This window comes from Chryseobacterium caseinilyticum (assembly GCF_014837145.1).
GTDB classification, from domain to species: domain Bacteria; phylum Bacteroidota; class Bacteroidia; order Flavobacteriales; family Weeksellaceae; genus Chryseobacterium; species Chryseobacterium caseinilyticum.
Map to the genome: position 1 here is coordinate 948,100 of NZ_JACYFS010000001.1, position 24,997 is coordinate 973,096.

The 24,997-nt window shown below is 36.7% G+C and carries 20 protein-coding genes; 6 read left to right on the forward strand and 14 right to left on the reverse strand.

Annotated features, from left to right (window positions below; all coding sequences use genetic code 11):
- Nucleotides 1-60: 60 nt before the first annotated feature.
- The 4 genes from IC610_RS04560 to gpmI all read right to left on the reverse strand — a co-directional run bounded on the left by IC610_RS04560 (nt 61) and on the right by gpmI (nt 3,679).
- Nucleotides 61-426 (reverse strand): four helix bundle protein, encoded by a 366-nt coding sequence (locus IC610_RS04560; protein ID WP_191735435.1) that lies wholly within the window; start codon nt 424-426, stop codon nt 61-63.
- Nucleotides 427-488: 62 nt separating this feature from the next.
- Nucleotides 489-917, reverse strand: a complete 429-nt coding sequence (locus IC610_RS04565) for a BT0820 family HAD-type phosphatase (protein ID WP_056079475.1) — start codon at nt 915-917, stop codon at nt 489-491.
- A 99-nt stretch (nt 918-1,016) separates the two neighbouring features.
- Entirely contained in the window at nt 1,017-1,997 is a 981-nt protein-coding gene (locus IC610_RS04570; RefSeq protein WP_056079472.1) for an acyl-ACP desaturase, read from the reverse strand.
- 140 nt (nt 1,998-2,137) lie between these two features.
- Nucleotides 2,138-3,679, reverse strand: coding sequence for a 2,3-bisphosphoglycerate-independent phosphoglycerate mutase (gpmI, locus tag IC610_RS04575; RefSeq protein WP_191735436.1), 1,542 nt, complete (start codon nt 3,677-3,679; stop codon nt 2,138-2,140).
- Nucleotides 3,680-3,831: 152 nt separating this feature from the next.
- On the opposite strand from gpmI, the gene IC610_RS04580 reads away from it, so the two are divergent.
- Complete coding sequence (locus IC610_RS04580; RefSeq protein WP_191735437.1) at nt 3,832-4,080, forward strand: hypothetical protein; 249 nt, start codon at nt 3,832-3,834, stop codon at nt 4,078-4,080.
- A gap of 277 nt (nt 4,081-4,357) precedes the next feature.
- Nucleotides 4,358-4,681 carry a translation initiation factor gene (locus IC610_RS04585; RefSeq protein WP_191735438.1) on the forward strand — a complete coding sequence of 108 codons (324 nt, stop codon included), beginning with the start codon at nt 4,358-4,360 and terminating at the stop codon, nt 4,679-4,681.
- A 1-nt stretch (nt 4,682) separates the two neighbouring features.
- Here IC610_RS04585 and IC610_RS04590 read toward each other — a convergent pair whose 3' ends face one another.
- The gene (locus IC610_RS04590) at nt 4,683-5,579 is read right to left on the reverse strand and encodes a leucine-rich repeat domain-containing protein (RefSeq protein WP_191735439.1); all 897 of its coding nucleotides are present in this window, start codon (nt 5,577-5,579) and stop codon (nt 4,683-4,685) included.
- Between the two features lie 51 nt (nt 5,580-5,630).
- Nucleotides 5,631-8,297 (reverse strand): alkaline phosphatase PhoX, encoded by a 2,667-nt coding sequence (locus tag IC610_RS04595; protein ID WP_317173347.1) that lies wholly within the window; start codon nt 8,295-8,297, stop codon nt 5,631-5,633.
- Between the two features lie 235 nt (nt 8,298-8,532).
- Here IC610_RS04595 and IC610_RS04600 point away from each other — a divergent pair, with 235 nt between their 5' ends.
- Nucleotides 8,533-8,847, forward strand: a complete 315-nt coding sequence (locus tag IC610_RS04600) for a hypothetical protein (protein WP_191735440.1) — start codon at nt 8,533-8,535, stop codon at nt 8,845-8,847.
- Nucleotides 8,848-8,894: 47 nt separating this feature from the next.
- On the opposite strand, the gene IC610_RS04605 is transcribed toward IC610_RS04600, so the two are convergent.
- Complete coding sequence (locus IC610_RS04605; RefSeq protein ID WP_191735441.1) at nt 8,895-10,742, reverse strand: cytochrome-c peroxidase; 1,848 nt, start codon at nt 10,740-10,742, stop codon at nt 8,895-8,897.
- Nucleotides 10,743-10,862: 120 nt separating this feature from the next.
- Here IC610_RS04605 and IC610_RS04610 point away from each other — a divergent pair, with 120 nt between their 5' ends.
- The gene (locus tag IC610_RS04610) at nt 10,863-11,717 is read left to right on the forward strand and encodes a nucleoside phosphorylase (RefSeq protein ID WP_191735442.1); all 855 of its coding nucleotides are present in this window, start codon (nt 10,863-10,865) and stop codon (nt 11,715-11,717) included.
- A 92-nt stretch (nt 11,718-11,809) separates the two neighbouring features.
- On the opposite strand, the gene IC610_RS04615 is transcribed toward IC610_RS04610, so the two are convergent.
- Nucleotides 11,810-12,637: a hypothetical protein gene (locus tag IC610_RS04615; RefSeq protein ID WP_191735443.1), complete on the reverse strand. Its 828-nt coding sequence runs from the start codon at nt 12,635-12,637 to the stop codon at nt 11,810-11,812.
- 358 nt (nt 12,638-12,995) lie between these two features.
- A complete protein-coding gene (locus IC610_RS04620; protein WP_191735444.1) occupies nt 12,996-14,147 on the reverse strand; it encodes a hypothetical protein in 1,152 nt (383 codons plus the stop codon).
- A 308-nt stretch (nt 14,148-14,455) separates the two neighbouring features.
- Between IC610_RS04620 and IC610_RS04625 the strand changes: the two genes are divergently transcribed.
- Together IC610_RS04625 and IC610_RS04630 are read left to right on the forward strand one after the other, a co-directional pair.
- A complete protein-coding gene (locus IC610_RS04625; protein WP_128414276.1) occupies nt 14,456-14,755 on the forward strand; it encodes a hypothetical protein in 300 nt (99 codons plus the stop codon).
- Nucleotides 14,756-14,873: 118 nt separating this feature from the next.
- On the forward strand, nt 14,874-15,683 hold the full coding sequence (locus tag IC610_RS04630) for an enoyl-ACP reductase FabI (RefSeq protein WP_056079442.1): 810 nt from the start codon (nt 14,874-14,876) through the stop codon (nt 15,681-15,683).
- Nucleotides 15,684-15,862: 179 nt separating this feature from the next.
- Here the strand turns inward: IC610_RS04630 and IC610_RS04635 are convergent, their stop codons facing one another.
- The 5 genes from IC610_RS04635 to IC610_RS04655 form a co-directional block, all read right to left on the reverse strand.
- Nucleotides 15,863-16,675: a glycoside hydrolase family 16 protein gene (locus tag IC610_RS04635; RefSeq protein WP_191735445.1), complete on the reverse strand. Its 813-nt coding sequence runs from the start codon at nt 16,673-16,675 to the stop codon at nt 15,863-15,865.
- 135 nt (nt 16,676-16,810) lie between these two features.
- The gene (bglX, locus tag IC610_RS04640; RefSeq protein WP_191735446.1) at nt 16,811-19,033 is read right to left on the reverse strand and encodes a beta-glucosidase BglX; all 2,223 of its coding nucleotides are present in this window, start codon (nt 19,031-19,033) and stop codon (nt 16,811-16,813) included.
- Nucleotides 19,034-19,198: 165 nt separating this feature from the next.
- A complete protein-coding gene (locus tag IC610_RS04645) occupies nt 19,199-20,629 on the reverse strand; it encodes a glycoside hydrolase family 30 protein (protein ID WP_191735447.1) in 1,431 nt (476 codons plus the stop codon).
- Nucleotides 20,630-20,631: 2 nt separating this feature from the next.
- A complete protein-coding gene (locus IC610_RS04650) occupies nt 20,632-22,095 on the reverse strand; it encodes a RagB/SusD family nutrient uptake outer membrane protein (protein WP_191735448.1) in 1,464 nt (487 codons plus the stop codon).
- Nucleotides 22,096-22,106: 11 nt separating this feature from the next.
- Entirely contained in the window at nt 22,107-24,890 is a 2,784-nt protein-coding gene (locus IC610_RS04655) for a SusC/RagA family TonB-linked outer membrane protein (protein ID WP_191735449.1), read from the reverse strand.
- Nucleotides 24,891-24,997: the final 107 nt, after the last annotated feature.

The following is a 24,997-nucleotide window of genomic DNA, read 5'->3' on the forward strand; positions in this document are numbered from 1 at the left end:
CGTAAATAAGAACCAAGAGATAAGGAAAAAGAAACAAGTTATCCGACTCTTTGTTCAATTTTAATTAATATTATCTTTTTTATCGTTTGTTTTATTGAGAATACTTCCAAAAATATTCTTCAGTTCAAAACTTTCTTTTAGAAGAGCATCCAGTTCAGAGGACTCAAAATCATTTAATGATTTTATAATTCTCAACCAGTAGTTCGTTTCTCTGGTTTCCCTCAAAGATCTTCTGATTTTATTTCGAAAATCCTTCAAAGAGGAACCAGCCTGAGACTCTTCATAATTTGCTCCAAGTGAGGTAGCCGATTTACATATTTGAAACCTGATTACTTTGTACTCAGGATAGTTTGGCAGATTTCGAAGAAATTTAATACAGTTGACTCCAAACTTAAAAGTTCTTTCAAGTAAATCATTATCTCTCATTAAAATACGAGTTTAAATTTTACTTTATTTAATTTTGTATCTTTTTACTTTTATCTTGTTTCTTACCAAAATAAACCTTTCTTCTTTTCTCTCTTTAATTTTGAGTAGGCTAAGACTTCGCCGCCTTCTACACGGAATTCAATTCTTTCTGTGATGATATTGTAGATTTCTCCCCAGCCCGGAAAACCGCCGATATTTCTGTCATCGATAAACCAGTCGGCATCAATTTTTCTGGATTGTGTGGCAGAATCAAATACCTCACCTTCAAAACTTGAGTTTACAGCGTAGAATTCTACACCGTTTTTTCTGCAGAATTCGATGGCATCTTCCAGAGCGGGACCGTGACGGTACGTCCAAAGAATCAATCTGTATCCTTCAGACTGTAACTTTTTTAAGGTTTCAAAAGCAAAAATTTTAGCTTTCCCTACCGCCGGATAGGCATCTTCCACTACTGTTCCGTCAAAATCTACTGCTATTTTTTTATTATTCATCTTTTATGTATGATTTAGCTCGGCAAAGATACTAAATAAAATAAAAGAGTGCTGCATTGCTGCGGCACTCTGTATTTATAAAAACTGTTAAATCGAAATCTAACTTTTAACCCAATTAAACTGAAACTGCAGATCCGGAGTAGAAATTCTGTCTGTAATTTTCTGAAGTCTTGACGGAAGTTTCATTAAATATTCCTGAGCTTTTTCTGCCTTTTCTGTAAGTCCTGTGATGTGCTCAATTTTCCATTCATCCAGAAGATCTTTCATAATATTGATGTAGTCCTGACCTGTATAAACCATACATCTCTGTGCTGCATCTGAGAAATGTCCCCAAAGTTCACCTGCTGCCTGACCAGACTGTCTCATCATGTGCGCAGGCATCACGATTTTTTTACGCATCATATCTTCAAATGCCAAAATCATTTCCGACGGATCTAATTCTAAAATTTTTGCAACAAAATGCTTGTAGGCTTTAGCGTGTCTTGCTTCATCAGCCGCAATTACACCACACATCTTCGCCAGTTTTCCGTTTCCGGTCTGTTTTGCCAAAGTTCCTACTCTTCTGTGCGAAACGTTGGTTGCTGTTTCCTGAAAACTTGTATAAACAAAGTTTCTGTAAGGATCCATACTTGTTCCGATATCAAAACCATCACTGATCAGATATTGGGTAGTGATTTCCATCTGTCTCATATTTACCCTTCCACACAGGTAAAGGTATTTTCCGAGAAGGTCACCGTGTCTGTTTTCTTCGGCCGTCCATGATCTGATCCAGCTCGCCCAGCTCGGTCCGCTTTTTTCCTGATCAATTCCGTCTACGCTCATCAACCATGATTCGTAAGAAGGCAATGCCTCTTCTGTAATACAGTCACCGATAAGCGTTACGAACAAATCATAAGGCATCTCGCGTGCGAAAGTCTGAATTTCTTCTAAATCATATTTAAAATCAGCACTTGACGGATCCGGAAGATAATCTGAGGGCTGCCAAATTTTTTCGATAGGGGTCAAAAATTTATCAAGAAAAGAGCCCACTTCCTTTTCCAAAATTCCCATTACTTCTTTCCTTACCAAGCTTTGATACATTCTAAATTGATTTATTTGAGTTGCAAAGATATGATTTAATTTATTATTTGTAACATAATATACAGTTCGTTATGATGATTATCATAAAAGACCGCTGTTTGTACAACGGCCTTTATGCATTTATATTGCTGTATATTTTTCTAACTCACAAGAATATCTCCCGTCATGATTGCGGGAATCTCCACACCCATCACATGCAGAATTGTTGGAGCCATGTCGCCGAGTTTTCCATCTTTGAGTTTCCATTCATGATCTTTATCCATCACAATCAGAGGAACAAGATTGGTTGAATGCTGTGTATTCGGGGATCCATCGGCATTTCTCATTACATCAGAATTTCCGTGGTCTGCCAGGATGAAAACAGCATAACCATTTTCGTAAGCTGTTGTAGCAACCTGTTCAATGCATTTATCCACCGTTTCGGCAGCTTTTACAGCGGCTTCAAAAACTCCGGTGTGCCCTACCATATCAGTGTTTGCAAAATTCAAACAGATAAAATCTGCAGATTGATTTTTAAGTTCAGGCAAAATAACATTGGTAATATCGTAAGCAGACATTTCAGGTTTCAGATCGTAGGTAGGAACATCTTTCGGGCTTGGACAAAGCAATCTTCTCTCACCCTGATATTCTTCTTCCCTTCCACCGCTAAAGAAAAATGTAACGTGTGGATATTTCTCCGTTTCTGCAATTCTGATTTGTGATTTTCCGTTTCTCTCCAGAATTTCACCCATTGTTTCCTTTAAAACATCTTCATCGAAAACCACTTTTACATTCTGATACGTTTTATCGTAATTGGTCAGTGTAACATAATATAAATCCAGTTTTCTCATCTGGTAATCCGGCAAGTCGTGCTGACAGAGAACTTCAGTAATCTCGCGACCGCGGTCTGTACGGAAATTGAAGCAAATCACAACATCGCCATCTACCATTTTCGCCACCGGAACAATATTTCCTATCTGTGTTTCTTTGGTAAGGATGATTGGTTTGATAAATTCGTCTGTGATATTGTCATTATAAGATTCCTGAATTGCTGACAATACATCAGTAGTTCTGAAGCCGATTCCTGAGCACATTGCATCATAAGCCAGTCTCACACGCTCCCATCTTCTGTCTCTGTCCATTGCAAAATATCTTCCGGTAACCGTTGCCAGTTTTCCGGTGGTCTGAGCCATATGCTCCTGCAGTTCTGAGATAAATTCCAAACCTGAATGCGGATCACAGTCGCGACCGTCTGTAAATGCGTGAACGTAAACGTTTTCATTTAAACCAAAATCTTTGGCGGCAGACAGAAGTCCTTTTAAGTGATTGATATGGGAATGAACGCCACCATTGGAAACCAAACCGATGAAGTGTACACTTTTATTTTCTCTTTTAGCATAATCAAAAGCGTCAACAATTACCTGCTCGTGGCCAAGCGTTCCGTTTTCTACAGCCATGTTGAGTTTTACCAGATTCTGGTAAACAACTCTTCCGGCACCCAAATTCATATGACCTACTTCAGAATTTCCCATTTGTCCTGCAGGAAGACCTACGGCAAGACCGCTGGCTTCAAGCGTGGTGTGTGGAAATTTCTGGAAACAGCTGTCCATAAACGGTGTGTTGGCCTGTTCAATGGCCGAAACTTCAGGATTCAGTCCGATTCCCCATCCGTCAAGGATTGCTAATATTGCTTTTTTTGACATTCTTTGAAAATTTTAACAAAACAAATTTATCCATTTATAAATGAAAATCCGAATTTGTGGTGCTTAAATTTTGATTAAAGACTGTTAAAACCCAAGATTAAAAACATTTCTAATTGTAATATTATTATACTTATTAATATTAAATTTATGGTATGATAAAAATTAAAAAATACATTGTTCTAATTTCAGCATTATTTCTCTTTGCCTCTGTATCTTGTAATTATCATAAAAAATCAAATAAAATTGAAAATGTATCAGAAAATCTATCTGCTTTACAAAAAATATTAGATGTTTCTAAATTCAAACCACAAAAAGTTAAATTTCAACACATTTATATTGATCATTCTAAAGGCATTCTTGCGGGACCTTCCGATCGTTTTATTCAGGCTGAAATGCTTTAAGATAAAAAGAAAATTGATTCATTAAAAAACACTGTCAGTAAGTCAGAATCTGATTCACAATTCATGGAGATTAATGCTTTTTGAATAATTGGTTTGACCATAAAACTTCTGATGAACTTATTAAAAGTCAAAATAAACTAAAAGTTTATGATGATTTCCTCTTTAATACAAGCGGAAACATTGTTTTATCAGATGATAAAATTTTGTACAGAAAATAGCAGTTAATTAGAATCAGCATTCTATATCTTATTTGAAGAGAATTTTTTAATTTTGCCTTATGGATTTAAGAGACCAACTGAAAAACCTTTTCCCCACTCACGAAGAGCAGGATTTTGAAATGCCCGAAGAAGCTTTTAAACAAAAAGAACCTTTGGTGTGTAAATTTGAGAAAAAAGGCAGAAACGGCAAGCCGGTAACTATAGTTGAAGGCTGGGAAGGCAGCGATGAAGATTTGAAAAAAATCTCCAAAAAAATAAAAACCACCTTAGGAATCGGTGGTTCTGAAAAGGATGGAACGATTATCATACAGGGCGATAACCGTGATAAAATAATGGATATCCTTAAAGAAATGGGCTTCAAGACCAAAAGGGTCGGCGGATAATCTAGAAATAGATCTGGGTTTCCGGCATTTTTTTTCTGAGGTGTTCTACCTCATCTTTCTTCAATGGATTTCCGTTGAGAATTAATGTTTTTAAGTTTTTCAGCTGAGTAATTTCTTCAGGAATTTTTTCCAAAAGATTATTCGCCAGATTTAAACTCGCCAGCTTTTTCATATTCTTAATTTTCGGCGAAATTTTTGTGATTTTGTTTTCTCCGATGTTTAAAAATTCTAATTTTTTTAAATTTAAAATAGATTCAGGAATTGCCGTAATGGTATTTTTCTGAAGTTCGAGGTATTTTAATTTCTTTGGAAATTCAGAATCATTCAAATCATTGATTTGATTTGAAGAGAGATTTAAAAACTGCAAATTTTTTATTTGGTCAACATCAGAAACACTGCTGATCTGATTGCTGTGAAGATTAATTTCCTCAAGACCAGAAATTTTGGTCAGTGCCGGTGGAAAAATATTTAAATTATTGGCTTCAAGATGTACGGCTTTCAGATTCTGAAGTTTTGAAAATTCAGGATTAATGAATGTCAGTTGATTCAGATTCATTGAAAATGTCTTCAGTTTCTGAAATGCTGTAATTTCATCAGGAATGTATTTGATGTTATTTTCATTTAAATATAAAATTTCCATTTCCTTTAAAGTGAAAAGTACCTCATCAATTTTTTCAAAATTATTCCCCATTAAATTCAGAAAGAAAATCGAATTTAATTTTGAGATCTGTGCCGGAAGATTAAAAAGTCCCTTATCCCGGAAACTCATGCTGTAGACGGTCTCTTTAGATTGTAAAGCTGCGTCAATATCTGTATAAGTCGGATATTTTACAGGATCAATCTGAGCATTCATTTCAGATAAAAAGAACATTGAAATTAAAACCAAAAACTTCTTCATAATAAAAAAAGGCCACCGGAAAAATCCGGCAGCCTTATAAAAAAATTAGTATTATTTTTTAAGAATCTTCGCAGTTTTCTGGAATCCTTCTGCTTCAATATTTAAAACTAAAACTCTGGAAACATTCAGCTCATTAGTTAAGTCTAATTCAAGCTGACTTGTTGAACCGCTGTATTTCTTCTTAAACATAATCTTTCCGTCGATGCTGTATGCAGTGATTTCAAGGTTTTTCAGTGCTTTCGGAGAATTGATTTTTACAATTCCTGATGTAGGGTTTGGTGCTACTGTCACTTCAGTTTCTTTAACTACCTCGGTAGTTGCCAACGTTCCTGCAGTTCCTAAGAATTGTGAAAGTGCCACTACAACCGTTGCAGATTTCCCTCTGTAGTCGATGGTATTTCCTGTTGCATCAATATCTGTACTGATCGTTGAGTTTGGATGCTGAATACTGAAGAAACCGAATTTCTTATCTGGTGTAAACGTAAGACCTGTAGGCTCCGATCCTGCTGGCATAGAAGCAAACAATCTCACGTTCGGGTTTGCCTGAGTGTGATCCGGACCGATTACCCAAATGTAGTTTTTACCGCCATCCTGAAGAACCCAAAGATTACCCAATTCGTCAAAAGTAAGATTGTCATTTCCGTCACCCCACGATTCGGTTTTGATTCCCTGAGCAGTGTTGAAAGAATAAACTGTTGATGCTCCTCCTACAAAAGTTTCTACATTTGACAGAGTCATTCCGTTGTCTGTCATTCTGTACACTTTATCCAGACCTTTTGCAGTAAAATAGATTTTCCCGTCAAGAGGACTGATTTCCACATCTTCTACACCGTTGAAGGCAGTTCCGCCAAGAGACTGTGCCAAAGCGGTCGTATTATTTTGGTTTGCCTGTGTTTTATTTGGAATCTGTATCCATTCTCCGGTGGTTGCTACGGGATTTCCTCCGCTCAGTCCGCTGGTAAGTTTTAATACATAAAGATTTCCTGACGCAAGATTATTGGGTGTGTCCATCACATATTTGTACACCATATTTGTCCCGCCGTCTTCACCATAATAAGCGACCGTTCCTGCGTCATTTACAACTACATTTTCGTGGTTCATGATTCCCATTTGCCACAATTTATCTTTTGTGCCGTTGGTATTGTGAGACATCACCTGAGCTGTTGCAGGATTGATCTCTACCAACCAACCGTAATCTTTGTAACCGTCGGCATTGGTATCAGCTGAAGTTACAGATTCTTCTGCCGTAACCACAGTTCCCCATGGTGTAATACCTCCCGAACAGTTTCTGATGGTCTGCACCAGACTTGTATCTGAGAAGCTTACCGCTCTTGATCTCGACAATTGCCAAAGTTTTGTTGCAGCATTGTAGTTGACTTCTGCCATTGTCACTCCACCTGGGTTAGTCTCATGGTTGACAGATAAATAACCGTCTATACTGCTGTTATTTTTTGCTACATAAGCTGTAAAGTCATTTTGTCCACCTACTAATCCTCCGCCCTCTGTGTAGCTGTCTCCTTCTTTTAAAATCAGCTGATATTTGTGTTCAGCAGGAATGATAAGCTTTGAAGTCTGTGTTGTTGGAATAATAGATGTAAAACAGCTGATGTGTGTACCTGTGTTGCAACTTACAGGAGGCGCCACTACAGTTGAGTTTTGAATATAGGCATCCATTCTCAAATCTGAACTGGTCAAATCTCTGTTGTGAACTTCAATAGCAATTCTGTTGGTTCCCTGTACAAATTTATTTTTAGGAATTACAAACGTGTTGTAGATATTTTCTGCAGCTCCGTCAATAATAGTACTTGAAAAAGTATCGTGAGTGATAGTACCTGTCGGCATATTGTCTCTTACTACCTCCTGACCGTTCAAATACACTACGATACCGTCGTCTCTCATTACGCCTAATTCCATATTATTGGAAAGGTCAGCCAAATTCGCTGTGAAATCTTTGGCAAAATATGCTGTTGATAATCCTGTATTAAGAGTTGTAGTTACCGGATCTCCGTATCCCAGAGGTCCATCTCCAGTTGACCACGTTGAAATATTATAGTTTGAATCTTTCCATTGCGCTGCCAGAGGCTGGTTGTCATCTTTGTATTTCCAACTTGAACCCTGTACTACTACCGAACCTAAAGGCTGAGCAGCAACGATAGTTTTCAGATAAGCATCAATTGTTAAATCTGAACTTGAACCGGTTCTGTTATGCAGTTCAATTGATATTCTGTTATTTCCCTGTACAAATTTGTTTTTTGGAATGGTAAAAATATTGATTGCTGTCTCCGCAGCTCCGTCGATGGTGGTGCTGGATGCCGTTGTATGAGTAATCGTACCGGTTGGCATATTGTCTCTGATCACCTCTTCACCGTTCAGATAGACCACAATTCCATCATCTCTCCGTACACCAAATTCCATATTATTGGTAAGATTGGCAAGATTTACAGAAAAATCTTTTACGAAATATGCTGTAGATAATCCGACAGCACCGCCATGAATTACTGTGGTTACAGGATCGCCATATCCTAATGGCCCAATCCCTGATGACCAGGAAGACACATCAAAAGTTGTGGTTTTCCATGTTGAAGCTGGTGCATTATCCAGGTCATAATACTTCCATGAACTTGCCAGATCAAAAATAGTCGTTTGTGTAGTCTGAGCCTTGAAGATTGATGTAGTCATCAATGCAAGGGCTGCGATCGTAAGTAGTTTTCTTTTCACTTTTTTATTAAATTATCATTTTTCAAGTGCAAAACTATCTGTTTCCTGATGGCTTTGCGTTACGCTATCTTTAATTAAACAGCGATGAATATTAATAAAACTGAAGGTGAATGTTACGCAGGTTAAATTATTATTAAATCAGAAAAGAATGTCCGTTTTTGATCACAACGCTAAAATCAACATTCATTTTGTCATTCCGGAGGAATCTAAACTATTGTGAGGTAAAGTTGTATCTATGAAAATGTTATTTGTAATTATCCGTATGTCGAATGATATTCTTGCTTTGGCGAACTTAGTTTTTGCAAAGTCAAACAATATTTTTGCTTCCAAAAAGTATATTCTTGTATCCAAAAAGTATATTCCTGTTTCCCAAAACTATATTCTTGCATCCCAAAAGTATATTCTTGTATCCCAAAACTATATTCTTGCTTCCCAAAACAATATTCTCGCATCCCAAAAAGTATATTCTTGTATCCCAAAACTATATTCTTGCTTCCCAAAAGTATATTCTTGCATCCCAAAAGTATATTTTCGCAACCCGAAACTCTAATCCCGTATCCTTAAATTATAATTTTAATAATCTGAATCAACGGATGATTATTTTTTCTTCACCTGAGTTTTAGCCTTGCTGATATCCGTCAAAGTATTCAGAAAACTAATCAACTGTTTCTTCTCTGCCTCAGAAAGATTGAGTTTGTCCGCAGGAAGTGTCTGGTTTTTCATGGGCAATCCCAAACCTTCTCCTCCACCTTCGTTATAGAATTCAATCACTTCTTCCAGAGTATTAAAAGCTCCGTTGTGAAAATAAGGTTTCGTTAAAGCAATATTTCGTACGGTCATTGTTTTAAAAGAATTTTCATAAATCCACGAACTTTCTTTTTTCACGTTGGAATTTATTCTTCCTTTGTCATCATCGAGTTCTACAGGTAGATTTGAAATCGGTTTTTTGGTCACTCCCAAAACTTCAGATTCATTTTCATTAAAAAACGGCGGCACCAAACCCGAAAAGTGTGGGGCAAAATGACAGGTCGCACAATTGGCTTTTCCCATAAAAAGATTAAATCCTTTCTTGGCATCTTCAGAAATTTCCTTTTCATTTCTCATAAAACGGTCAAAATCACTTTCAAAAGAATACAGTGAAGCAACAAATGAACTTAAAGCTTTCGAAAAATTCTGTTTTGTAATCTTTTTGTCTTTAAATAAAGTTGAAAAAGATTTCTTATAGTTTTTATCTGAATTTAATTTTGCAACTATCTTTTCATAATCCGTATCAAATTCTTCCTTGTTATAAATCACATGTTCTGCCTGCTGCTCGAGGTAAAAAGCACGCATGTCATAGAAAAATCTTTTCGCAAAAACCGCATTGTAAAGTGAAGGCGAATTTCTTAATACCGTTTTTCCTTCCACATTGCTCAGTGATTTTGAATTTAAATCGGTGTATGCATTTTCCGGCAAATGACAGCTTGCACAGCTCATCTTTCCGTTCGCACTGAAACTGGTGTCATAAAATATCTTTTCGCCTAAATTCCGCAATTCTTCACTGTCTTCGGAAGATTTCAAAAGCGTATAGAAATAGGGATCAAAAAAATCAGCTTTAAAGAAATCTTTGTTGGAAACATTCCATCCTGAAAAGTTTTTGAGATCATCCGGTCTGCCATCCCATGTACCGAATTCCTCATACAAAGGCTGAATGAATTTTTTATAAAATAAAATACGGTCAAAAGTTTCAAAATCATTATTTCTCCCTAAATATTGAATAGTCTGATCTAAAATCTGAATAGCTTTTTCAGTTTTATAACTTTTAAAATAAACATCATCCGAAATATAATTTCTCATTCCCAGAAAAGCGTGAGCAGACTCTTCAGAAATATTTAAAGATCCCGGCGTATCAAAACCAGTCACTCCCAAACTGTAGATTCTGATCAGTTCGATTCTGAGGGGTAACGTCTTGTTGGTTCCGCTGCTTACGCCATTTTTGAGAGTACTCAGGTAGAAATTAGCATAACTGTTATATAGAAAATTGGTGATGGTTTTTATCTCTTCCTTTTCATTTTCGGCTTCATCAGAAAAAATCAATTCTTCTAAAACCTGCAACCCTTCCGGTGGTAAAGTGAAAGCGGTTGTTCCTGCTGCTTCAATATGAAAGAGCGGTGCAGCATTAAGATGGGTTTTTGTAAATTCAGGATAATGATAGGCTACAAAAAATTCGATTTCTTTGAAAGAATTTCGGGTCTTTCTGATGGTTTCACGCAGCTTCTCAACTGAAATTCTGTTTTCTGAAAAAAGTTCGGCATCGTTTTTCAGATATTCAAGCTCGATTTTGAAATTGGTAAGACCTTGACTGATGAATGTATTTTCGGTTTTTAAACCTCTGTCAGCATCATTAAAAGACATGGAAAATAATACAACCAGAATAGCGGGAATAAGTATAAAGTAAGATCTCACGATTTTTTTACCGGCAAATGTACCTTCTTTGAATTGGTAACATTTTAACGATAAATTAAATAATGTTTACATTTCGTTTATATCAATTTTAGTACTTTTAGAAACAGAAAAATAAATATTATGCTTAATCAACTTGCAGCTTCGGAACTTATTCTCAATGAAGACGGAAGCATTTATCATTTAAATCTTCTACCCGAAGACATTGCCGAAAAAATTATTCTCGTAGGCGATCCCGACCGTGTGGCAAAGGTTTCAAAACATTTCGACAAAGTAGAAATCAAAAAAAATAAAAGAGAATTTTATACCCACACGGGAATTTTAAGAGGTGAAAGAATTACCGTGATGTCTACAGGAATCGGTACCGAAAATATTGATATCGTGATGAATGAGCTCGATGCTTTGGTCAATATCGATTTAAAAAAGAAAGAAATCAAATCTGAAAAAACTTCACTTAAACTTTTCAGAATGGGAACCTGCGGAAGTGTGAATCCCGACGTGGAAGTAGACAATATGCTCGTTACCCAAAACGTTGTCGGTCTCGACGGACTGATGAATTTCTACAAAGATTATCAGTTTGAAAATGAATTTTCGAAAAGTTTTTATGAAAAATTCCCTTACGAAAAGATAAAACCGATGCTTTATTTTTCAGAATGGTCTGAAGAATTGGGCGAACTGTACAAAGACGCAAAATACCACGGAAATACAGCAACTTTTCCGGGATTCTATGCGCCACAAGGCCGACAGTTGCGTCTGCAGGCAACAGACGAACAGTTTTTGGAAACTTTAAATGATCTGGGAATTACCAATTTTGAGATGGAAACTTCTGCTATCTACGCTTTCTCTAAACTTTTAGGTCATAAAGCCATTACCGTAAACAATGTAATCGCCAACAGACGAAGAGGCGAATTTTCGAAAGATCATCACGCTTCCGAACAGAATCTTATTGATTGGGTTTTGGAAAGAGTTGTGAAATAATTTTAATTACCGATAATAAAAAAAAATAATTGCAACTTTAGACTTACATAAAATAAAAAGGATTTCAAATGTTGAAATCCTTTTTGATTAAATTAATTGGGGCAATTTTTTTCGTATTCCCTTACGATGCCTCCATAGAAATCAAGGTAAGCCTGAAGCATGTACTGACCTATCAGTTCCTGTGTGCCGTTATATCCTAATTTATCTTTCTTTGCATCTTCATAAGCCTTTTTTCTGATCCCTTTAAATCTTGTAGCAATTTCTTTTTTGAATTCTTTATCTTCAAGTTTTGCATCAAACTGTTCCATATATTTCAGGAATTCGGGACAGTCTCTGCCGGCGTACTTAAATGCTTCCGCCATCTTATCATAAAGTGATCCTGCAAAAAGTCCCATCTTATCGTAATCCACAGGCATTACAGCAAAATCATCCTTTGCATTTTTGATATAGATTTTAGAATAGACATAGTTACAGGCTGCACCTGTGCAGATAGTAAGATTTGAACCGAAAATCTGTAATTTTCCATCATAAAGCATCGGCTGAAACGATCTTTTTTTCTTGTCTGAAACCTGACCGTTTTTATCGATATATTTCATGTCCAGTCTTTCAATGGCATTCACTACATCATCATGGTCATCATAAATTTTCACCAGTTTCACTTCATTTGCACCAAATTTTTCATCGGCTGATGTTTTCGTTTTTTTATAAACAAAATTGTAGATATCATCCTTATCGAAAAAGCCCGGATAAGTACCGTTGGGATAGGTATATCCTACGAAGAAAGCGTCAACTTTAGAACCGTCAGCTAAGATAAATTCAACTTTAGGAAGATTTTTAGACTGCTGTTTGCCGTAATATTGCTGTGAAAAAACCTGTACACTGTAAATGCACGTTACAAGAATGAGTAATTTTAGTTTCATTGATTATCAGTAATTTTAAATTATAGTCTTTAGAAAATATTTTACGGTTCAAACATAAAGAAAAATTATGATTATTTGTAAATATTTTACGAAAGCTATATCGGCAGGGAAATAATTTTTGACTTTTAATAAAAATTTCGTTAAAATCATCATTATTCGGAAATCAGTCTACCCTAAAAACACTAGTTATAATGTATATCACCATAAATGTAAAAACCTCAAAATCATGTGTTTATTTGACATTTTATATTTACAGAGGACATTAAATCCGGAAAAAAAATTATCAAATGGCACGTGAGATTGGGACAATTTTAAATCGTAAGTTATCTGAAAAATATTCCTATACTCCCGTTTCCTTCTAAAATTCATTCACAGTCACAAAAAAATGTCCGTAATAAAGACTCGCCGCAGCACCGGAAATATTGGTTACATTAATTCTGATGTTGGAGGCGGAAGTGTACCTCGGATTTGAAACTGCAAAAGTAGAATTACCAGGAAAATCTCCTGCAGGCGAAACCACAATGCTTGCTCTGCCCGAGCTGATCTGTGCTGCAGCAGGAACTGCAATATCAATTTCGGCAGAACCTCCGGCAGAAAGATTGTTGATGGATACGCCCGGCCAGGTTTCAAAACTTACTATATTTCTTATAATACTTCCTTTCTCTCCCAATTTAAACTGTCCGTTAACATCGAGTTTAGCTGACGTATTCGGTGAATTTGTTCCAATACCGATATTAGCTCCTGAATTTCCCAGAACAATTGCATTGGCCTGAGTTGTCGCAGCACCATATCCTATCGCAGACGAATTTTGCCCTGTAGCAGACGCTCCGGAACCTAAAGCCGTTGAGTTTTGCCCGTTTGTCACTGTATTGTAACCGATTGCAGTCTCACTGTTGGAATTTGTTTTGGAATTATACCCAAAAGCAGCTGACTGAAATCCTGCCGCAGTTGAATTTGCTCCTACTGCAGTGCTTTCGTTGCTGGTAGACTTAGCATTTTGCCCAACAGCAGTTCCGCTTTGAGATGCCGAAGTTCCCGTTCCCAGCTGTACAGAATTATTAGTTCCCAGCCTTCCTGCGTATGTATTATTAACTTTAAAAATCAGATCATCAAAGGTGGAAGTTCCAAGAGACATGGCTGTACCTGCTCCGGAACTGCTGCCTGAATTATTTCCAGTGGTGTTCCAGCCGGATGTTGTACCGATTCCTGTTGTGGTAAGTCCTGTTGACAAAATATTCCATTTGGCATTGTCCCAATAGTATAAGCCAGCCGGACTGAAGCCGCCTGTACCGTTATTCCAGATAAGCAGTCCTGCTGCCGGAGACGGAATCGTGGTATTATCTGTTGATGATGTCAGCGCAATGCTCGTCAGCAGAAGACCTTTGTTTGTACTGTTAAGGTGAAGTATTGATGACTGGTCTGGTGTGGTGGTGCCAATGCCGACCTGCCCATAAACCGTATTAAAAGAAATCAGAAATAAAGCTGAGAAGGAAACTATCTTTTTTTTCATTGAAGTTCATTTGAATTTTTCAGGTGCAAATATATTTAATTATTAAACATAAAAACATTAATATAAATCAATTTTTAACTGATTAGCATAAATAATTTATCTAATATTTTAAATTATATAGAATTTTAATCATATGAGACTTGACACAATGAAAAATTATTTTGAGTGAAAATTCTGACTTTTGATAAATTATTTTTATCATGACAGACCGACAAAATTAATTTATGACAATTTTAACATTTGCAGAACTTTCTTAGGAATGCTTATTGTTTAAATATAAAATATAACACCTTAAATAATTAAATATAATGGAAAATCAAGATTACAACAAAGCAGAAAACGCAGTAGACAACACCAAAGATTCTTTGAAAAACACTGCAGACAACGCAAAGTGGAAAGTTGAAGATTTAGCAGACAGAGCTAAAGATTATATCAACGAAAGAAGAAATAACGACGAGGAAGCAACAAGCGAAGGCTGGCTTGAAAGAGCAAAAGAAAAAGCTGGAGATACCTGGGAAGATATTAAGCAGGGAGCAAGCGATGCTTGGGAAAAAACCAAAGATGCCGCAGAAGATGTGAAGGCAGAATGGAATAAAAAAACAAATTAGAATTCAGTCATATAAATATTTCAAAAAAAACGAAGCCTTTTAAGTAAGGCTTCGTTTTTTATTATGCTTACAACACAAATAATCGTTACATTTGTGGATTAATAAACATTAAAATACTATGTCATACGGTTTACTTAAAGGCAAGAAGGGAATTATATTTGGAGCCCTTAATGAACAATCAATCGCTTGGAAAGTTGCAGAAAGATGTCATGAAGAAGGTGCGGAATTTATCTTATCAAACGCTCCTATCGCCCTCAGAATGGGAGAATTGAATGCTTTGGCTGAAAAAACTGGTTCTGAAGTGATTGGTGCAGATGCTACCTCCATCGAAGATCTTGAAAAACTTTTTGATGCCGCAGTTGCAAAATTTGGTAAAATCGACTTTATCCTGCACTCTATCGGAATGTCTATCAACGTAAGAAAAGGAAAACACTATACAGAAATGAACTACGACTGGTTGGAAAAAGGTTGGGATATCTCGGCAGTTTCGTTCCACAAAGTGATGAGAGTAGCTTATGAGAAAGACTGTATGAACGAATGGGGAAGCATCTTGGCGCTGACTTATATCGCTGCTCAGAGAACATTCCCTGATTACAACGATATGTCTGACAACAAAGCATATCTTGAAAGCATCGCAAGAACTTTCGGAAACTACTGGGGACAGAGAAAAGTACGTGTAAACACAGTTTCTCAATCTCCTACTCCAACTACGGCAGGAAGCGGTGTGAAAGGTTTTGGAGGATTTATGGGATATGCGGAAGATATGTCTCCGTTAGGAAATGCTACTGCTCTTGAATGCGCGGATTACTGTGTAACTTTATTCTCAGATTTAACCAAGAAAGTCACTATGCAGAATCTCTTCCATGACGGAGGTTTCAGCAGCTCTGGCGTTACTCAGAAAGTGATCAGCAAGTATGATGTTGAGTAATCATGGGTAATAAGTAATTTTTCAATTGTATATTTAAATCCGGAACTTTTTGTTTCGGATTTTTTTTGATTTTAAACGAAACATTTTGACAACTTATAAAATTTAATTTGTTTGGAAACAGTTCCGGCAGAACAATTGCCCTGCCGAAACTTAATAAAAATGTTAATATGAAGTGTGGTTTATTTCTTTCTCTGATAGACTCTCACATAATCAATCTTATATCTCTGCGGAAAAACAGAATCATCAATTCCTTCTTTTCCACCCCAAAATCCGCCCACGGCAAGATTTAGAATAATAAAATAGGGTTGATCAAAAGGCCAGGATTCATAAGTCTTTTCTTTATTTTCATAGGTGAAAAACTTCTGATCATCGATATAGACATCAATTTTTTCAGGCGTCCAATCCGCTTTGTAGACATGGAACTTTTCGCTGGCATCTTTTACAAACAAAGTGTCTGTCTTCTGGGTATTGATGATGTGATTATACTTTTTAGTGTGAACCGATGCATGTACAAATCCTTGGTTGAAACCCACATGTTCCATAATATCCAGCTCACCGTCATCCGGCCATTCTTTCATATTTTCGCTCATCATCCAGATGGCAGGCCATGTTCCCCGACCTTTCGGAAGTTTTGCACGGACTTCAACTGTTCCATATTGAAATGAAAATTTTCCTTTTGTCAAAAGTCTTGCCGAAGTATATTTAATCTTTTCCCAGTTTTCTTTTTTGGCTTCGATCACAAGATTTCCGTCTTCTACTCTTGCATTTTCCAATCTGTTTTTGGTATAAAACTGAGCTTCGTTATTGCCATAACCATCGCCACCGACATCGTAATGCCATTTGGTGGAATCAGGCAGGCCTTTGTAATTAAACTCGTCGCTCCAGATTAATTTTCTGCTTGAATCGGGTTTGTTTGAAACACAATTTAATAATGAGAGAACTAAAGTCCCTGCGATGATTGGATGGAAAATATATTGAATTCTACTTTTCATAAATGGAAACTATATTTGTCTGACAGCCTATGTTTTACACAAAAATCACACATAGATAATGTGTAGATTTTGGTTAAAACCAAATGTCTTTTACCTACGAAAGCGGGCTAAAGCCCGCTCCTATTGATACAATGATTATTTTTCCCAATTAATTCTTTTTGTCTGAACATTCTGAGAATCGGTTCCCACCATAATATCAAATTCTCCGGCTTCCCAATCGTAGTTTAAAGCATCATCATAGAATTTTAAATTTTCAGGAGTCAATGTAAATGTGACTGTTTTAGTTTCTCCTTTTTTAATGAAAACTTTTTGAAAGCCTTTCAATTCTTTCACAGGTCTTACCACTTTTCCCACCAAATCTCTGATGTACAGCTGCACCACTTCTTCCCCGTCGTAATTTCCGGTATTGGAAACAGCAACATTGATGTTTATACTCTGATTTCCTTTCAAACTTGTCGAACTTAATTTCATGTCAGCATATTTAAACTGAGTATAGCTTAACCCATATCCAAAAGGAAATTTCGGGTCGTTATCCAGATCGATGTAAGCTGAAACATAATTTCTGTCCGTATTATTTTTTGCAGGTCTTCCGGTATTGTAGTGATTGTAATAAATAGGAACCTGACCCACCGTTCTCGGAAAAGTCATCGGTACTTTTCCACCCGGATTAACAGTGCCGAAAAGAATATCTGCAATAGAATTCCCTGCTTCAGTTCCCAGCCACCAGGTGTAAACAATGGTTGGGATATTGTCTGCTGCCCAATCGAAGACCAATGGTCTTCCTGCGTTAATCATTAAAACAGTCGGCTTTCCGGTCTTGGCAATTTCCTTCAGCAAATCTTCCTGAACACCGGAAAAATGAAGATTGCTTCTGCTTTTCGCTTCACCGCTCATGGCGTGACCTTCGCCTAAAGTCATAATCACAACATCTGCTTTTTTTGCCGTTTCCACAGCTTCAGCAAACATGGACTTATCCTGATCATCTACGTTAGCGCCCTTTGCATACAGCAATGTCGAGTTTTTGTCCAACTGATTTTTAATACCGTCAAACTGCGTTACAATTCTTTCGTTATCATCTTTAAAAGCCACAGACCAAAAGCCGTGATTGGCGACCGTCTCTTTTCCGAAAGGTCCGATCAGCGCAACCGTTTTTGTCGACTTTGAAAGCGGAAGAATATTCTTTTCATTTTTTAACAAGACAATCGATTTCGAACCAAATTCTCTTCCGAATTTTCTATGCTCCTGATTGTTTAACTGTTCTTTCTGTCTCTTCTCACTGCTGAATCTGTAAGGATCGTCAAATAATCCCATCTCAAATTTCTTAACCAAAATTCTTCTTGCTGCATCATCAATTAATTTAGGATCCACTTTTCTTTCCTGAACTAATTTCGGAAGCTCGGCCATGTACGCACGGCTTTCCATATCCATGTCACTTCCGGCGTTGATGGCTTTTTCTGCAGCTTCTTTATTGTCTTTGGCGTAACCGTGAGGAACCATTTCCCCAATACTTCCCCAGTCCGAAACCACAAAACCTTTATAGTTCCATTGACCTTTTAAAATATCTCTTAAAATATATTGGTTTGCCGTTGCAGGAATTCCATTGATATCATTAAACGAATTCATAAAAGTCGCAACGCCAGCATCTGCCGCAGCTTTGAAAGGTGGCAGGTAGGTTCCATGAAGCTGTCTTAAACTCATGTCAACAGAATTATAATCTCTTCCGCCAACTGCTGCTCCATACGCTGCAAAATGTTTTGCACAAGCCATAATCGCATCAAGATTTCCAAGACCTTTCCCCTGAAAACCCTTGATTCTTGCCAAACCAATCTGCGTTCCCAAGTAAGTATCTTCGCCCGAACCTTCCATCACTCTGCCCCATCTCGGATCTCTTGCAATATCGACCATCGGAGCAAACGTCCAGTGAATTCCGTACGCAGAGGCTTCTGTTGCAGCAATTCTTTCAGATTTTTCAATTAAATTTAAATCCCAACTCGCCGCCTGACCCAAATTCACAGGAAAAGTAGTTCTGTAGCCATGAATCACATCCTGACCAAACAACATTGGAATTTTTAATCTTGATTTTAACGCTAATTCCTGAAATTTTCTGGTCTCCTCTGCTCCTGCCACATTCAGCATAGAACCGACTTTCCCTATTTTGATTTCATTTAAAACATTAGCAGAATTGGAATTCTGAGGACCTGTGGCATATTCAAAACCACTGTACTGAACGAGCTGACCGATTTTTTCTTCTAAAGTCATTTTAGAGAGAAGCTCAGAGACTTTCTGGTCGACTGTTTTCTGTCCGAATGCGTTGAATCCGAATGCTGTAAAGGTTAATATGAAATAAAGTTTTTTCATTGTAATTTAATTTTTGCTGGAAACTTTAATTAATTTTAAACGCAAAGTCCACAAAGATTTTTTTGCAAATAATTCTGTTGATTTTTAAGCTCGCAAAAGCGTTCTACTTAGCAAAGAACACAAAGTTTTCATTCTAAAAACTTTTAAATTCGTCATTTTTAAAATTTAAAAAACATATGTAGCAACAGAACTTGCTGTAATGTTTACCGGAGCAGTTTTATTTTTAAATTTGATATTAAAATTTTCGTCTGTCTTACTGTAATTCTGCACAATCAAAACTGTTTTTCCTTCGGGAGTTTTGAAAGCCACTGTTGAAAGTTGGTCGGTCTGCGTTGAAGAAATTCTTTGTGAGTTGGCAGGAACAAATTTCGAAGCGTGAGCAATGATATAATATCCTACATTTCTTGTGAAGTTTTCTCTATCTGAAACCGTAATGGCACCTTTACATTCTGTACAACCTCCCGGAGTGTGTGGTTTAAAATCAGTATCATTTGCCAGGTTCCATTCCAAAGCAATTTTGCTCCAGTTCCTCATCGAACCTATAATTACATTTTTTGCGTGCCAGTTTAAATCTCCATCAAAAGTTCCTTTTGATCCAGTCCATTGTTCTGTGAAATATAAATTTTTGTTCGGATGAGCTTTATAAACAGTGCTTAAAGCTGAAATATCGCCTTCGTACAAATGAAAAGCTGAGCCATCGATATATTGGTTTGCTTCAGCATCATTTAAAATATTAATAGCGTATTCAGGTTTGTTGCAATTGTGATCGTAAACCACAATTTTAGTTTTAATTTTATTTGACTTAAAAATGGGTCCCAAACTTTGCTTAATAAAATCTCTCTGCTGATCTGAAACCATCAACAAACTCGGATTGTTTCCGGGATGCAAAGGTTCGTTTTGTGGAGTTACAGCATCGATTATTATTCCTTCTTTAGCCATTCCCTGAATGTATTTGACAAAATAGTTTGCATAGGTATCATAAAACTCAGGTTTCAAACTTCCACCAATTGATTTTCCGTTGTCTTTCATCCAAACAGGAGGCGACCAGGGAGCTGCAATGATTTTGATTTTCGGATTGATGTTTAAAATTTCTTTTAACATCAAAATTAAATCTTGATCTCTCACCAGACTGAATTTAGATAAAGTGCGATCAGTCTGTCCCTGAGGCAAATCATCGTAAGAAAAAACTTCACCATCCAAATCTGATGCGCCGATGCTTAATCTTAAATAACTGATCGAAATCGAATTTTCATCTTTCCCGAAAAGTTCGTTCAGTAATACTTTTCTTTTTGCCGGTGAGAGACGGTTGATTACTTCAACACTTCCACCTGTTAATGTAAATCCGAAACCGTCAACATATTGAAACTTTTGGGTATCGTCAATTTCAATATTCTGAAAATTATTGGATGTGTTCACAAAAACCAAGGGTAGCTGTTGCTGTAATTTTACGCTTTCATCTCCTTTTGTAAGCCATGACTGAACCTGATTTTTCGTAGAAATTGTTGATGCACAAGAACCTAAAGATAAAAGTACCACACCGCTGAAAAGCAGTGCAGTACTCTTTGAAAAGAAACTATATGATTTTTTCTTTAACATATTTAGTAACCGGGGTTTTGGGTTAGATTGGGATTATTATCCAATTGTGTTTGTGGAATTGGCCATAATAATCTGTTTTGATTTAGATTATTGACGTACGGAAGAAGATTTCCAGCAGCATTTTTCTGTTGCGAAAGGATTTCAATTGCTTTTCCTGTACGTTTCAAATCAAACCAACGGTGGCCTTCAAATGCAAGTTCCAGTTTTCTTTCTTTAAGAATTTTATTAATTCCATCGTCGGTATTTGCAATAGTAACCGGTGTTAAACCTGAGTTGGCTCTTGCTCTTACCTGATTAACCAAAGTTGCAGCATCCGTGAAATTTCCCTGACGCACTAATGCTTCAGCTCTTATCAAAAGTAAATCTGCGTAACGCATCACATAGAAATTCTGATGACCTGTAGTGATTCTCATTTTATTCATAAAAGGAAATGCCGAACTCGGCCAATAGTTATCTGACCAGCCGACAGCAGTAGGAGAAACCCAAATACTTGAATTTTTTCTCACCAAATCATTTTCAGTATTGAATGTATTTACAAGATCATACGAAGGTGTATTGAATTTTTTCCAGTCTGTTCCATAGAACATCGAAGAGCCCCATGCCCAAAGGTTTCCTGCGTTTCCATTGGATTCAAAAATGGATTCTGCATTGGCTTCATGAGCTCCATCAAATAAATGGTCGTAATTTGGAAGCAAAGAATATCCTTGTCCCATTAACTGCGTTGTATAGTCTAAAACTTTTGCGTAATCCGGATTTGGTTTTGTAGCATATACTTTTGCCAGCAATGCTAAAGCTAATCCTCTATTCGCTCTGTATTTATTTGAACTTGCAGGTGCACTAGCCAAAGCTCCCTCCAAATCTGAAATTATCTGGGTATACACCTCATTAACCGCCTTTCTTGCAGGATAAACCTGACTGTAAACTTCATCAAAATTACCTGCATTTACTCCCACTACTGCTTTTGTAACTAAAGGAAAATCTCCCCACAACTGTACTCCGTGAAAATTGTACATTGCCCGCATAATGGCAGCTTCGGCTTTCATTTCCGCTTTACGTGAAGTCGTCAAGGCGGGATCTGGAATATTGTCTACATAATTTAGAACTTTGTTACAATTGTTTATAAATCTGAACAAATAATTCCAGTCTCTGTTGACGTTTGAATTGGTTGCGATAATTCTGTACTCATCAATCTGGAAATTCTGAATATTATCACTTCCGGCATGAGCTACATCAGTTTGAGCATCACCATTAAAAAAATAATCCAACTGCCAGTATTCGTTACCCAAATCTGTGTAAATCACAGTCATCAAACCTTCCGCTTCATCCGCTTTTGTATAAGGCGTATCATTATCTGGCACTGCTCTGTCTGTAAGTGGCTCTGTATCTAAATAATCACTGCAAGAAGTTGTTCCAACTGTTAAAGTTGCTCCAAGCAAAAAATAATATATTGTTTTGTTGATTTTCATGAGAATTTTAATTAAAAATTAGCTTTAAGACCAAAAATAAATGTTCTTACCTGAGGATAAGTTCCGTAATCTACACCGGAAACCCCGTTTGTAGTGTTGAATGCATTAACTTCCGGATCAAATCCTGTGTAATCTGTCCAGGTTACCAGATTTTGTCCGGTCACATAAAGATTTATTTTACTTACACCCTTAAATGGACTTAAGAAATTATAACCAAGGGTAGCACTTTTTATTTTAATAAATGAGCCATCTTCTACAAATCTGTCTGAAACATATTGTGAGCTGGTAGAATTTGCCCTTGGTGTATTGGTTATTTGCCCAGGGGTTGTCCATCTGTTTAAAACTACTGCAGACTGGTTTTTAAAATCGTTCATCATTTCAAGATCAAATCTTGAAGCATTGTAAATTTCTCCTCCGTAAGATCCTGTCACCAAAACATCTAAATAAAAGTTTTTATACGAGAAATTATTACTGAAACCAAAACTAAAATCAGGATTTGGATTTCCAATTATTGTTCTGTCATTAGGATCAAAAATACCATTCCCATTATTGTCTTTATATACCAAATCCCCTGTTTGAGAATCGACATGACTCACCTGATAGCCGTAAAAAGAACTAATTGCCTGACCCGGTGTAAATCTAACTAAGTTGGCTCCTACGGTTTCAATGTTTGCTACATCAATATTAGGTCTGTAATTTAAATTTAAAACCTTATTTTTCGTAAATGAAATATTGAAGTTGGTATTCCAGTTGAAGTTTTCACCTTTAAAATTCTGAGTGGTCAGCGCAAATTCTAGTCCCTTATTTTCCATGCTTCCAATATTCTTCAGGATATTTCCGATACCGGCACTTTCAAATGAAATAGGAACAATTAAATCATTAGTTTTTCTTTTGTAAGCATCTGCGCTTAATTTAATTCTGTTGTTCAGAAAGCCAAAATCAATACCTACATTCGCATCTGTAGTTGTCTCCCAACCTAAGTCGCTACTGTCCCACTGATGACTAAACCAAACACCATCTGGACCTAATCTTGACAATCTTTCCAAATTATAATGAGAATACGGCGGAATTCCTGATGCGTTACCACTCTGTCCCCATCCTCCTCTTAGTTTTAACTCTGAGAAAATTTTGCTGTCTGCCATGAAATCTTCATTGGAAACCGTCCATGCTCCGGAAACTCCAGGGAAGAATCCCCATTTATTTCCCGGTGCTAATGCTGAACTACCGTTGTATCTGAAAACTCCCATGATGGTGTATTTATTATCATAGGTATATAAAGCTCTTCCGAAAAATGAAAGCTCACGCAAATGCTCTTTTACTAAAGTTTCTCTTTTATTATCAATTACCGTATTGTAATCAAAGAAAGTCGTTCCTTCCGGGAAATTATTTCCTTCAAAATTATTCCATGAATTTCTTTTCTCGTGGATCTGATTTCCTCCTAATAAAGCTAAATCGTGTACTCCCGATTTGATGGTATAGGTCAAGGTGTTTTCAATATTTAAATCCTGATATTTTGATAAATATTTTCCACCAATACCTTTTTGCTGTCTTCCATAACTTGTTTGATAGCCATCTGTGAATTGGTCATTTGTCACATCAATTAAGTCAAATGAAACAGTTGGTTTCCAGACCAAGTTTTTAAGTAAATTAACTTCCAGTCCCAAATTACTCATGAAACGCTGAGTTTGTGTTTCATTTTGTCTTGATTGATAAGCTACCGGATTTTCCCAAGATGACTGAAATGGGTTCAACGCAAACTGACCGTCTTTGTAACCATCCAGATAATTTCCATTGACATCCGTTTCTCTGACAGCAAGCTGACTACCGTAAATCGGTAAAAATGATGGTGTATTTAAAGCACTTAAAATAACGCCGCCTCTTGATGTTCCCAAATTGTCATTGGTATTTTTAAGCGTTGTATTGATGTAATTAAAATTACCCGTCAGTTTCAGCCAATTGGTAATTTTTGCATCTAGATTTACCTTTGCCGAAACTCTGTCGAATCTCGCAGGATCAATAATTCCGTCAATTCCCTGATAACCTAATGCAGTGTAAGCTCTTACTTTTTCGTTACCAAAAGAATAGTTTACATTGTAATTCTGATCAAAACCTGTTCTGAAAACTTCGTCTCTCCAGTTGGTGTTGATACCCACATATCGGGGATTATTAATAGTTGTAAGGTATGACGGATTTATTTCTCCCATCAAAGCCTTATACTGATCTAAATTTAGTACATCAATATTGTTCACGGTTTTAGACATTCCCCAATAGGCATTGAATGCTAATTGTGGCTTATTTACTTTCCCTCTCTTAGTTGTAATAATTACAACACCTGATGAACCATTAATCCCGTAAATTGCAGCAGAAGTTGCATCTTTTAAAATCGTCATATCGGTAATATCGTCAGGATTAATTCCGCTGATGTCAAAGGTCTGAATTCCATCCACTACATACAGCGGGTTTACACTTGATGAGATAGAATTGTTTCCTCTGATTTTCACATCAATCGCAGCACCAGGCTTTCCGGAAGACTGAATCACGTTCACACCTGCAGCATTTCCCTGCAAGGCCTGTCCTACATTGTAAATGGGCCTGTCATCAAAACTTTCAGCCTTCACAGTAGAAACTGCACTTGTTAAGTTTGATTTTTTTACGGATCCATATCCAATCACCACAACTTCCTCAATCTTCTGCTCTTTTTGTACAGTATCTTTCGGAATTGTCTGTGCACTGAAATTCGCAGTAAAATAGAGCACTGCAATCAACCCAAACCCTTTTGTTAATTTTACGTTCATATATAGTTCTGTTGTTTAATTCTCAATTTGAGACAATAAAAATATTATTTTTTTTGGTTAGTTAACATATTTTTCCTCATTATTTTGATATTTCTTTTATTTTTGGG